Annotated in this window: 6 protein-coding genes; all 6 read left to right on the top strand. The window is 51.7% G+C overall.

What is annotated here, in order from left to right; all coding sequences use genetic code 11:
- Positions 1–96: 96 nt before the first annotated feature.
- Complete coding sequence (locus DN599_RS12765) at positions 97–1,008, top strand: AAA family ATPase (RefSeq protein ID WP_110457975.1); 912 nt, start codon at positions 97–99, stop codon at positions 1,006–1,008.
- A 4-nt stretch (positions 1,009–1,012) separates the two neighbouring features.
- Positions 1,013–2,104: a DUF58 domain-containing protein gene (locus tag DN599_RS12770; RefSeq protein ID WP_110457976.1), complete on the top strand. Its 1,092-nt coding sequence runs from the start codon at positions 1,013–1,015 to the stop codon at positions 2,102–2,104.
- Complete coding sequence (locus DN599_RS12775) at positions 2,097–4,130, top strand: transglutaminase TgpA family protein (protein WP_110457977.1); 2,034 nt, start codon at positions 2,097–2,099, stop codon at positions 4,128–4,130. The genes DN599_RS12770 and DN599_RS12775 overlap by 8 nt, the downstream gene beginning before the upstream one ends.
- Before the next feature lie 147 nt (positions 4,131–4,277).
- On the top strand, positions 4,278–7,754 hold the full coding sequence (gene recC, locus DN599_RS12780; RefSeq protein WP_110457978.1) for an exodeoxyribonuclease V subunit gamma: 3,477 nt from the start codon (positions 4,278–4,280) through the stop codon (positions 7,752–7,754).
- A gap of 1 nt (position 7,755) precedes the next feature.
- Positions 7,756–11,346, top strand: a complete 3,591-nt coding sequence (gene recB / locus DN599_RS12785) for an exodeoxyribonuclease V subunit beta (protein ID WP_110457979.1) — start codon at positions 7,756–7,758, stop codon at positions 11,344–11,346.
- Complete coding sequence (recD, locus tag DN599_RS12790) at positions 11,343–13,259, top strand: exodeoxyribonuclease V subunit alpha (RefSeq protein WP_110457980.1); 1,917 nt, start codon at positions 11,343–11,345, stop codon at positions 13,257–13,259. Before recB ends, recD begins: the two co-directional genes overlap by 4 nt.
- Positions 13,260–13,327 lie beyond the last annotated feature (68 nt).

Raw genomic sequence — 13,327 nt, forward strand, 5'->3', positions numbered from 1 at the left:
GTGACGCTTTATTTACCAAGCTTCACTTGCCAGTATCGATATTTTGCCACTTAACTCACCAAGGTTACGTTACTATTTCAGCTAAAAAGGACTGATATGGCTAATCCCATAATTGCATCATTATTAACCCAACTGGAACGGGTGTTACTGGGTAAACCACAACAGATCAAATTGGCATTAGCCTGCATTTTGGCCAAAGGCCATCTATTGATAGAAGATCTGCCTGGCATGGGTAAGACCAGCCTATCTCAGGGACTCGCTCAAAGTTTGGGCTTGAGTCATCAGCGGGTGCAATTTACCAGTGACATGTTGCCAGCCGACATTATTGGCGTATCGATTTTCGATAAAGAACAGTCACAATTTGTATTCCATCCCGGGCCGATTTTCAAACAGATGATCCTCGCCGATGAAATCAATCGCGCCAGCCCTAAAACCCAAAGTGCCCTGCTCGAAGCCATGGCTGAACATCAGGTGACAGTCGATGGCATGACTCACCCACTACCCAAGCCATTTTTTGTGATCGCCACGCAAAACCCGAGCGAGCAATCGGGCACCTTTCCCTTACCTGAATCACAACTCGATCGCTTCATGATGCGCCTCACCATTGGCTACCCGAGCGCGGTGGCAGAACTGGCCATGCTTAAGGGAGAGGATTTATCACCGCAAAGCGCGCCATTGCCGCAATGCATCGATCCTGTCACCTTAAGCGCCTTGCAACAAGAGGTCAGTACGGTCAGCGCCTCGGATGCGTTATTACAGTATATTTTGGCGCTGGTCGATGGGTCACGTCAGTTACATGAAGGTTACGGGCTGTCGCCGCGAGCCAGTAAAGCCCTATTGAGCGCCGCCAAAGCATGGGCCTTTATTGCCGGGCGACGCTATATCGTCCCTGAAGATGTACAAGCGGTATTTGCCTCAGTGGCAGAGCATCGCCTGCGTCACACCAGCCAGCAACAAGGTGAGGCACTATCGCAAAAATTGCTTAGCAGCACGAACCCCATACGCTAATCCGATGCCACAGGCTAAGGCTGGACTCAAACCTTATCAAGGCTGGTGGCAACACTGGTTGTCGCGCCGCTTACCTGCGCAATCCCCCATAACCTTAGCGCATAAGAGTATTTTCATTTTGCCGAGCGCATTTGGATTATGTTGGCTTGGGGTGGTGGTACTGTTATTTCTGTTTGGTACCAACTACCAAAACAATTTAGTGATAGGCCTTGCCCTCTTACTACTGAGTATCTTTAATACTTGTATTATCTACAGTTACCGCAATCTCGCAGGCCTTACCCTTAACGCTGCACAAGGCCCCGCGGTCTATGCGGGGGAAGATGTGCTCTATCCTGTTGAGTTAACGGCTAAGCAAGCCCAACACCAAATCCAATTGCGTTATGGCAATAATGCGCCGCTTAGCGCGGCGCGCGTCGATGATAAAAAACAGCGCTTATTATTGCCCTTTACCAATCAAGGTCGTGGCTGGATCCATCCAGGTCGATTAACTGTTGAGACTCACTACCCGTTAGGATTGTGCCGCGCTTGGTCGGTTGTCGATTTGGCTAACCGCCAACTGGTGTTTGCGGCCCCTAAAGCGGTAATGACACCACTTAGCCAACAAGCTGCTCACGCCCATGAGCAAGCTCATCTAAAGGGAAGTTTGGCGGCGGGGGTGGAAGAATTTAATACCTTAAAGCCCTATGTCTGCGGCGAATCGCCCAACCAAATCGCATGGAAACAGTTGGCGCAAGGCCGAGGTATGCTCACCAAATCATTTGGTGAGCCCGTGAGCGCGCCCACTTGGTTAATACTCAACGCCCAGCATCCTGACATTGAGCAGCACCTCAGTGAATTGACATGGACGGTAGACACCTTATGGCAAACCCAGCAAGTATTTGGTTTACAGCTCCCGATGCTCACCATTGCTCCCAATAGCGGCGCAGCACATCGGCTGCAATGTCTCACCGCGCTAGCCGTCTACCCGGAGGTTCCCAACGTTGTCAGCTCAGGTTCCCCACCCGTCATGTTCCACACCAAGGAGCCGAGCCAGACACAAGCAAATGCTGCTACACCAGAGAAGCCGACAAGCTCGCAGGAGCAACATAATGGCTGATCGGCAAGAGATCATCACGCGCCACACACTCGCTTGGCTACTTCTGGTTAATATCGCCGTGTTGGCACCGCTACACGATAAAATGACCCATTGGACTCTCGCCATCTGCGCCATCTGTTTCGTCTGGCGTGTGGGCATTTTTAGCGCCAAAGTCGCTCGTCCACCGCGCTATCTGGTCACCCTGCTCGCGCTTGCATCGGCCGCTACGTTAGTGTTAGTCACCAGCCAAATAGGCATGCTCAATGGTTTGATTAACTTACTGATTTTAGGTTACGCACTTAAGTATATCGAGATGCGAGACCGCCGCGATGTGCGCGCGGTCGTCATGGTCGGCTTTTTCTTAATCGCCATCACCTTTATCGAAAAACAAAGTCTGTCGTTTACCCTACAACTGACCCTAGTCGCCACCCTTAATTTAGCGGTGTTACTCAGTTTATACCGTGAAAATGAGGCGATGATGCATACCGCCAAGCGGGCGAGTCAGCTGCTGTTACAAAGCGTGCCACTGGCGCTCTTGTTATTTATCGTGCTACCGCGATTACCCCCACTGTGGTTGGTGCCTAACGCCAATAATGCCACTACAGGACTGTCAGATACGGTTTCCTTGGGTGACATCAACCAATTAACCCGTTCGCCAGCACTGGCGTTTCGGGTCAGCTTCGACAACGAACCGCCACAGCACCAACAACGCTATTGGCGCGCCTTAGTGATGGAGCATTATGACGGTAAAAGCTGGACCCCTTCTGCGGCAATAAAGCAGCTTGAAGCCAACCCCAGTCAAGCTAAAGCGGCGCAAAGGCAACGCCCTGTAGGTCAAGCATTGCAATATCAAGTGATCGCCGAGCCCAGTCATCAGCACTGGTTATTTGGCCTAGACCTTGCCTACAGCCCAAGCGATGGGGTGATTAACCTACCCGACGGTCGGCTATACGCCATAAGCTCGGTGGAGCAGCAATATCAATACAGCGTCGCCTCCTACACTGAGGCAAGTTTAGACAGCCAGCTTAGCGAGGCGCAAATCCAAGGTAATTTACAGTTACCCGCACGCAGTAATCCTAAAACGCTAGCGTTAGCCGAGCGGTTTAAGCAAAGCTATCCAGATCCTCAGCAGCGTATGGCTGCCATGATGCGCTATTTCAATGAGTCGCCCTATTACTATACTTTGCAACCACCACCTGTTGGACCACAGCAGATAGATGATTTCCTGTTTGAAAACCAAGCGGGCTTTTGCGTGCATTATGCCAGCGCCCTCGCCTTTATGGCGCGGCAAACTGGCATTCCAGCCCGCTTAGTGACCGGATACCAAGGCGGAGAGTGGAACCAAAGCGCACAATATCTCAGCGTGTATCAATATATGGCCCATGCGTGGGTCGAAGCATGGCTTCCTAACCACGGCTGGACCCGATTTGATCCCACCGCTATGATAGCGCCAGAGCGCGTTGAACAGGGATTTGATGCCTTTTTTAATCCCGCAGATAGCTATCTACAAGAGCGTCCTTTTAGTAGTTTACGGCTCAGACAATACCCCTTACTTAACCAGCTCAGGTTGTCCATTGCCAGTATCGACTACTACTGGAGCAAATGGGTGTTAGGCTTTGATAACCAGCGTCAGCAGCAACTGCTTAAACGCCTGCTGGGCGATGTTGACAGTACTAAACTGGCCATATTGATTATCTGTACCATGGCCCTTATTGGCGTCGCTATTGCCTACAGTGTTGGATTATTGCAGTTTCAACGCCAGCCAGACCGACTTAAAGCAGGCTTCGATGCCATCACCGCCTTGCTGGCAAAAAAAGGCCTGCCCCGTGAAACCGACGAACCGCCGCAGCGTTATGCTCAGCGCGTTGCAACGCACTTGCCGACACTCGCCGTTCCCTTGCAGCGGTATATCGACTGTTACATGGCGTTAAAATACCAGCCTCACAGCCCTAGTGAGCGCCAAGCGTTACAACAGCAGATAACGAGGTATCGCTGGCAATTACGCTTGGCGATATTAAGCCTTGATAGCCGCCAAGCTACGCGCTGATGTTTTTTCAGGCAAATGTTTGTTTCACTCGATAAAATTGACCTTGATGATTGGCTATCAAGCATTAACACCATAGAATAACCCCTATAAGTTTGTCACTCTTGGCGCACACCTTCGCGCGCAGCATCATAAAGATAAAGGCCCACTATGCTTTACTTGGTTCAGTCAAATCGAATGGAATCGTTAGCCCAATTATTGGCTGATGAGCTGAAATCGCCTCAGGCCATGGACTCGCTGTTATCGTGCGAGCAAATTTTGGTGCAAAGCCCGGGCATGTCCACTTGGCTGCGTCTGGCGATTGCGCAGCACAACCACATTGCTGCGGCGCTCGAATTCCCCCTGCCTTCCAGCTTTATCTGGCAATTGTGTCACACCCTGCTGCCTAACGTGCCCAAAGAAAATGCCTACACCAAAGCGGCGATGACCTGGAAATTAATGGAGCTGTTGCCGCAGTTGCTGGCACAACCTGTGTTTGCGCCCCTAAGACACTATCTAGATGATGATGCCATCACAGATGATCTCAACGCGACTCACTCGCTTAAGCTGTATCAGTTATGCGGTCAAATCGCCGATATTTTTGACCAATACTTGGTCTATCGCCCCGATTGGATTTTAGCTTGGGAGGCCAATGAGCCGTTGCTGCCCCCCAAAAATGAGCGCCTTAGCCCAGCACAAGAGTGGCAACCAGTGCTTTGGCGCGCGCTTATCCAATACAACAATCAAGAGTTAGGCCAAAGCACCTACCACAGGGCCAACCTGCATCAGGCACTGTTTGATACCTTAGATGATCCTAACTGCGACTTAAGTGGCTTACCTCGACGACTGTTTGTGTTTGGTATCTCATCCATGGCACCGCAAACCCTAGAGGTGCTCTATTTCTTAGCCAAACGCATCGATGTGGTGATGCTCAACCTCAGCCCTTGTCAGCATTATTGGGGCGACATTGTCGACCCTCGTCTGCGCGCCCGTATGGCGCTGCAATATGCAGATAAGCAGCAACTGTGTATGGACTGGGAAGATAAACTGGAAGTGGGTAACCCTTTGCTTGCCAATAATGGCAAGATGGGCCGTGAACTGCTGGATTTAATCCTCGAACTGCCTGAAGAAGATACCAATTTTAACTTCGAATGCTATCAAGATCCCGGCAATAACACCCTGTTACACGGCGTGCAGCAGGATATTTTGGAGCTTACCACCCGCGGTAAGAGCCTTGGCCCCGATGGCGAGCTCTATTTAAGCCTCGAAGGGCGGCGACGGTTACACGCCAATGATGACTCTATTACCTTTCGAAGCTGCCACAGTGCACTGCGCGAAATTGAAACCCTGCATGATCATTTATTGGCGCTACTGGCACAGCAAGAGGGCAGCGAAACGCCCATCAGCCCGAAAGACATAGTGGTGATGATGCCTGATGTTGCGGCCTACGCGCCCTATATCGACGCCGTGTTTGCGGCTAAAAGTGGCGCGCACTATATCCCTTACGCCATTGCCGATCGCGGCGCCGCCCAAGAGTCGCCCTTGATCAGCAGCTTTTTACACCTGTTAACCCTAAATCAGAGCCGCTTCGCCCTCACCGATATTTTAGGCATTGTGGAAGTGCCAGCGGTACTGCGCCGCTTCGATATCAGTGATGATGAACTGGATATTATTCGTCGTTGGTTAGAGCAAGCTGGCGTGCGTTGGGGCCGTGATGCCAAGGCGCGTCAGGCACAACAACTGCCCGCCTTTGAGCAAAATTCTTGGGCCTTTGGTATTAAGCGATTGATTTTAGGTTACAGCTTTAGCGATCACGCCCCTATCTACCAAGACAACTTGGCGTTAGAGGGCATTGAAGGTCAATCGGCTCAGGCCTTAGGTAAGTTACTCAATTTTATCGAAGCGCTCGATGAATTTACCCTGGCGCTCAATCAGCCTTGCTCGCTCAATGAGCGTATCGGCCAGCTGCAGCAGTTAGTCGATGAGTTTTATGATTGCGATGAGGAGGAGCTTAATCAAGAGCAAGCCATTCGCGGCGCCATTAGCCGCCTAAGTGAAGAGCTAAACCAGAGCCAATACAGCAGCGAACTGGATATTAGCGTACTGCAAAATTGGTTTGTTAGCCAACTGTCTGAATCCCGCGTTGGTCAACGTTATTTAGCCGGTAGTGTCAATTTTTGTACCTTAATGCCGATGCGCTCTATTCCCTTTAAGGTGGTGTGTTTACTGGGGATGAACGATGGTGTCTACCCTAGGGTACAACATCCGGTAGGCTTTGATTTAGTCGCACAGTTTGGTGCGCGCAAAGGCGATCGTTCACGCCGACTCGACGACAGATACCTGTTTTTAGAAGCCATGTTATCGGCAAGGCAGCAACTGTATATTAGCTACATAGGTCATAGTGAGCGCGATAACAGTGAGCGCATCCCCTCGATGCTGGTCTCTGAGCTGATCGAATATTGCCAGCTGTGTTACCTGCCTGCATCGCTCGAAGCTACGCTTAATGCGCCAGACTCTGGCGCTGTCGATATTGATGCCATTGAAAAAACCATTGCCGCGCAGTTGATAAAACAGCAGCCGCTACAGCCCTTCGATGAGCGTCTGTATCAAGCCGGCCAAGGCTTACAGCACAGTTATAGCCAGCAATGGTGCCCCGTTGCCAGTCACAGCAGCGACGCGCAAGGCCAACAGAGCCGCTTTATTGAGCACGCGCTCAAGGTTAACAGTGAGGATGACAGCCGTGAAATCGAGCTCTCGGCGCTGATCCGCTTTTATCGTAATCCCGCGCAGTATTTCTTTAACCGCTCGCTGAAACTGGATTTAGGCTTAGATATTCAAGCCGATGACAATGATGAGCCCTTTAGCCTCAATCCATTATCTCGCTACAAGTTGCAAGCCCACCTGATTGATGATGCCATTAAGCGGCAGCAAGAGCTGCCCGACGAGCAACTGCTGCATAAACTCAAACTGGCGGGCCAACTGCCCCTAGCGCCGTTTGACGATCTGCTGCTTAATCAATATCTACACGATATTAAACCCATTATCGGCAGAGCTAACTACCTCAAAGGCGAACAATCCCACGCGCTAGAGATAGCTATCGCCCTCAACGATAGCCGTCAAAGCCACCTTGTGGGGCGGATAGACTCGCTATCGGCCAAAGGGCTCGTCAATTATCGTCCAGGCACGGCCAACGCCCGCGATCTTATTCGGGTTTATTTGCGCCACCTTTGCCTTAACGCCATGGGCACCCAAGCCATTGGCGACAGTTATCTGCTCGATATTGGCCATTTTTATGGGTTTGCCCCAATTACGAGCGAGCAAGCCATCAATCAGCTCAGTGTGTGGGTCGACTACTTTCACCGTGGCCAACATCAGCCCTTGATGTTTATTCCGCGCACGGCCATGAGCTATGTCGAAGCCGAAGGCGACCACACAGACAAACTTGCCGAGGCGCAAAAACAGTGGCTCGATGATCAAGGTACCATGGGGGAAGGGCTCGAACCCCATTACCAGCGCCTATTTCGTTTTCCAGAAGATTTCACTGAGGCCCAATTTGGCGAGCCTGCCACAACACTATTATCGCCCTTGCTTAGCCTGCTTTATAAGGCGCCATTAAGTGAGCTGGCCACCTTTGTGGAGGGACGCTAACATGAGCACCATACTCGACACCCTTACCCTGCCTTTTGACGGCACCCGTCTTATTGAAGCCAGCGCCGGCACAGGTAAAACCTATACTATCGCGGGCCTATATGTGCGCCTATTGCTGGGTCATGGTTGCCCGCAGCCGCTGCGCTGCGAGCAAATATTAGTGGTGACCTTTACCAATGCCGCCACAGGTGAACTGAGGGATCGCATTCGTAAAAAAATCCAGCTGGCTTATCGCTGTTTTATTGGCCTGCCCGTGAGCGATCCCCTGATTGAGCAGCTCTACGCACAGACCCCAGCAGAGCAGCTACCGCTGGCGCGTAAACGACTCGATTTGGCGCTAAAATCCCTCGATGAGGCGGCCATTTTTACTATTCATGGTTTCTGTCAGCGCATATTAGCCGACATGGCGTTTGAATCGGGTTTGCTGTTTGAGTCTGAATTTACCCTCGATGATAGTGAGTTTTTACACCATGCGGTGCGCGATTTCTGGCGAGAAACCTGCTATCCGCTGCCCGGCTATCTTGCCCAAATTGTGCAAGGTAAGTTTAGCGATCCCGATGGCTTGGCCCAGCAACTCAGGCCGCTGCTCGGCGCCAGTCAAGCCAAAGCGACTCCCACGCCGCAGCCCTTTAAACAGATAGCCCAGGCGCTGAGCCAAAGCCTGAGTCGCTTAAGACTCATCTGGCCGCGTGAGCGCGATGCACTCGAGCAACTCTTGCTGCAGCTGCCGCTCAATGGAGTGCGGTTTGGTAAAAAAGATCAAGGTTTTCCCAAACTCGCTGCCATGTTAGCGGCGATGGACAATTGGGCTCATCATGGCCAATCACTGCCCGATAGCAAAGTGCTCGATGCGCTCGCGTTAAGCCAGCTTAAACTCAATAAAGGCGGCGAGATCCCAACGGCTGAGCAAGCGCCGCTGTTGGCCCATATCGACAATCTGAATCAATTGATAACTCAGTTTGTGCCCAGCTTTCTGTTTGCGGCGCGCCAAGGGATCTCGAGCCGTTTTGCAAAGCAAAAACAGGAGCGTAATCTGCTGACACCCGACGATCTGCTGCTCACCCTTGCGGGTGCACTGAGTGCGCCCAGTCAAGATAACAGCGACGCAGCGCAGAGTCTGGCTCACAGCATCGCCCAGCGTTTTCCTATTGCGCTTATCGATGAGTTTCAAGATACCGATCCACTGCAGTATCAAATTTTTAGCCACATCTATCAGCAGGGCGAAAACCTAGCGCATCCGGCGCAAAGCTTATTGATGATTGGCGATCCCAAGCAGGCCATTTACGCCTTTAGGGGCGCCGATATTCACACCTATATTGACGCTCGCCAGCAGGCTCAAGCCCACTACAGCTTAGACACTAACTTCCGCTCGAGTCGCAATATGATAGCCGGCGTGAATCAGTTATTTGGCCAACATCACGATCCCTTTATTAGCGAAGCGATTCCGTTTGAGATCGTGGCGCCCTCACCCTTTGCCGATAACAAACGTTTAATCGAGGCCAATAGCGATAACAGTGCACTGCGGCTCAAACTGCTCGGTGAAGATCCCGACAAAGGGCTCAATAAAGCCACCGCGAGAAGTTTGCTCGCCGAAGATGCCTGTAATGAGATAGCCAGACTATTAACCGAGGCGCAGCAAGGTTTATGCCTGCTGGATGATAAACCCCTTAGGGCCAAAGACATTGCGGTGCTGGTTCGAGACCGTAACGAAGCCGCCTACATTAAAGCCGCCCTCAGCGAGCGCCAGATAGGCGCTGTGTTTCTCAGCCGTGACAGTGTATTTGCCACCCTCGAAGCTAAAGAGCTGGCACTGGTGTTGGTCGCGATTGCTAATCCAAAGGATGAGCGCGCGCTAAGAAGCGCGCTGGCCACCCAGCTGCTGGGCTACAATGCCGAAGCTATTCATCAGTTTAACCTCGATGAAGACAGCCGACAGCAACTGCTGGAACAATTTAATGGCTTGCAGCAGATCTGGCAAAAACGCGGCATTATGCCCTGTTTATTGGCCATGGCCAGCGATACCGCGCTTATTCAGCGGCTGTTAAGTACCGCAGACGGCCAGCGCCGCTTAACCGACTTTAGGCATTTAGGCGAACTGTTACAGCAAAAAGCCAGCGAGCTTGACGGGATCAGCGCCCTGCTCAATTGGTATCAGCAGGCGCTGCTCGACAGCCACAGCACAGAAGAAGCGCAGCTCAGGCTCGAAAGCGAGCAAAACCTTGTGCAGATAGTCACTATCCATAAGAGTAAGGGGCTAGAATACCCAGTTTGCTTTGTGCCCTTTGTCAGCCTTGCCCGCGACAACCGCCGTAAGCCGGCCCCCATGTTGTACCACCAAGATAACCAACTGCTGTGGGACATAGAGCAGAGTGATGAGGGCTGGGCGCGGCATAAACGGGAAACGCTGGCCGAAGATTTACGCTTACTCTACGTGGCGTTGACTCGCCCCGTGCTCGCCTGTTATCTGTATGTGGCAAACCACTCGCGCTACACCAAAAAAGCGGGCATTAGCAGCCAACTACACGAAACCGCCATTGGCTATCTGCTTGGCATCGAAGAGGCCAAATGTGAATTTAGCGATATACAAGCGCGTGCCCAAGCCTTGGCAAGTGATGCGTTAAGTGTCACCAGCATCGAGGAGATAGCCAGCGCCACAGTGCTGGCGCCAACGAGTGTCGATAACCTAAGCCTAGCGCCTAAGGCACTGCGACGCCTTCAAACCACCCCATGGCGGGTCGGCAGTTATTCGGGGCTGGTAAAAAACCAAGCCCATGAACGTGTCATGCCCGGCGGTGACGATGAGGCCTTTCCTGAGCTCAACGTGATTGAAGATGATCTCGATAACCAGATGTCACGTTTCACCTTCGAGCGCGGCGCCAATGCAGGTAGCTTTATGCACTTGGTATTAGAGCTGATTGATTTTACCCGCGCCGATGTCACGCTACAGGAGCAACTGCCCATAGCGATGGAAAAATTTGGCATCGATAGCGTCTGGCAACCTGTGCTGCACCAGTGGTATATGGACCTGCTCGGTGCGCCGCTCAATGACAGTGGGCTGTGCTTGGCGCAACTTCCAGCAAGCAAAACCTTAGTCGAAATGGAATTTTACCTACCGATATCGCACTTACAGGCCAGCGCATTGAATCAGCTACTTAGCGAGTTTGGTTATAGCGCCGAACTCAGCTTCGATGCACTACAGGGCATGCTAAAAGGCTTTATCGATTTAACCTTCGAATATCAGGGCCAATTTTACATTGCCGATTATAAGTCCAATCATTTGGGTAACGATGTGAGTCAGTATCATCAAGGCCAGATGCAACAGGCCATTAGTAGCCACCGTTATGACTTGCAATACATCCTCTACACCTTGGCGCTGCACCGCTACCTTAAGCTGCGCTTAGCCAACTATTGTTACGAGCAGCATATCGGCGGGTGTTACTACCTATTTTTACGCGGTATGTCACAACAAGCACCTGGTGCTGGGGTGTTTTATGATAAACCCAGCCAAGCCCTGATCGAGCGACTCGACCATCTATTCCAAGCTCCCTATCAGCCTTTGGGCAGTGGGACATCTGCGGAGCTCGCACTATGATAACCTTAGAGCAACCCTTAACGGCACTGTTAAAACAGTGGGAACAAGAACGACTATTAACCCCACTCGATCGCCATTTTGCACTGCAGATGAGTGCGCTGCATCCGAGCAGCAATGAGCTGTTTATCTTGATCTGTGCCCTGCTCAGCCGCCAACTGTCACTGCAGCATAGCTGCCTACCCATTGAGCAGATCGATGTCGATAACCCCATGAGTGAGCAGCAAGCTCAATGCCGTATCACCTTAAGTCCACAGGAGATCATCGCTGAGCTGAGTCGCTGCGATGCGGTCGGCTTAGCGCCTGAGCAACTCGATAAACCGCTGATCCTTGATGGCTTCAACCTCTACTTGCAACGTTATTACCAGTTTGAATCTCGCGTGGGACAGCAACTCAACGCCTTAGCCCAGCCCATTCGCGTGAGTGATATCGGCGCAAGCACCAATATGCTCGCCAGCTTATTCGCCCCTACCGAGAGGCAATATGACTGGCAAAAAATCGCCACGGCCACAGCGCTCACTCAAAAGCTGGCGGTGATCACGGGCGGCCCGGGGACGGGTAAAACCACCACAGTGACTAAGCTACTCTTGTTATTGTGTCAGCAAGAAACCATGACTATCCGCCTCGTTGCGCCCACGGGTAAGGCCGCAGCGCGATTAAGTGAGTCGATTAAAGCCTCTAAAGCGCGCCTAGCCACTGAACTGGCTCCCTTTAGTGACATTATCGATCTTAACGCATTACAACAGGTGCCGGAGGAAGCCTCGACCCTACATCGTTTACTGGGGGTTATTCCCAACTCGCACCGTTTCCGCCACGATAGCGACAACCCACTGCGACTGGATCTCTTGGTGGTCGATGAAGCCTCAATGGTAGATCTGCCTATGATGTATAAACTGCTAAATGCCTTGCCTAGTCATGCTCGGCTTATTTTACTTGGCGATCAGGATCAGCTGGCGTCGGTAGAAGCCGGCGCTGTGCTGGCCGATATTTGCGCTGGGTTAAAAGACAGAAATGGTCAATGGTCAATGCGCTACTCGCAAGATAAGGCAGCATTACTCAGCCAGCTCACGGGGACAGATCTTAATGGCTTTGTCAGCGAATCACCCCAGCTCGGTGACAGTTTGGCGATGCTGATGCACAGCCACCGCTTTAAGGGGGATGCCGGTATTGGTCAACTGGCCAGCGCCGTTAACATCAGTAATTTAGCGGCCATAATGCAGGTCTGGCAGCGCGGGTATGAGGAACTGTTGTGGATTGAGCATCAGATTAATCAGCAAACCAATTTGGGCTTAAACGCCTTGCTCGAGCGCAGCGTGGCGCAATATCGTCACTACCTTGAGGCGATCACTCAAGAGCAAGATGCCATGAGTATTATCGACAGCTTCAATCGTTACCGCGTGCTGTGTGCCATGCGCGCTGGTGAATATGGCGTCGATGGCATTAATGCCAGTATCACCCAAGCCCTCGCCAAGGAAAAATTGGTCAACCCGGCCACTGAATTTTATGCAGGGCGGCCGGTGATCATCCAAAGTAACGATTATAACCTTGGTCTGTTTAATGGTGATATCGGCATTATTTTGCCCGATGCCCATAACCAACATCGCTTAATGGCCCATTTTGTTCAAGCCGATGGCACCTTACTCAAAGTATTACCGGCGCGCCTGCCAAGCCACGACACCTGTTATGCGATGACAGTGCATAAAAGCCAAGGCAGCGAATTTAGTCAAGTGGCGTTAGTCATGCCACCTCGCCCAAGTGTCGCCCAGCGGCAACTGCTCACCAAAGAGTTGGTGTATACGGCGATCACTCGCGCTAAACACCATTTTACCTGTTTAGGTAGCCAGCGCGTGTTTGAACAAGCATGCAGCCAAGCCACACTGCGCGCATCAGGACTGGCGAAACGCTTATGGCAGTAACAACATAAAATAGGCTGGCAAGCCTATAAAATCGTCAAACGATAACGGCGCTTGATAGCAAAACTTGC

Source organism: Shewanella algidipiscicola (genome assembly GCF_900380485.1).
GTDB classification, from domain to species: Bacteria; Pseudomonadota; Gammaproteobacteria; order Enterobacterales; family Shewanellaceae; genus Shewanella; species Shewanella algidipiscicola.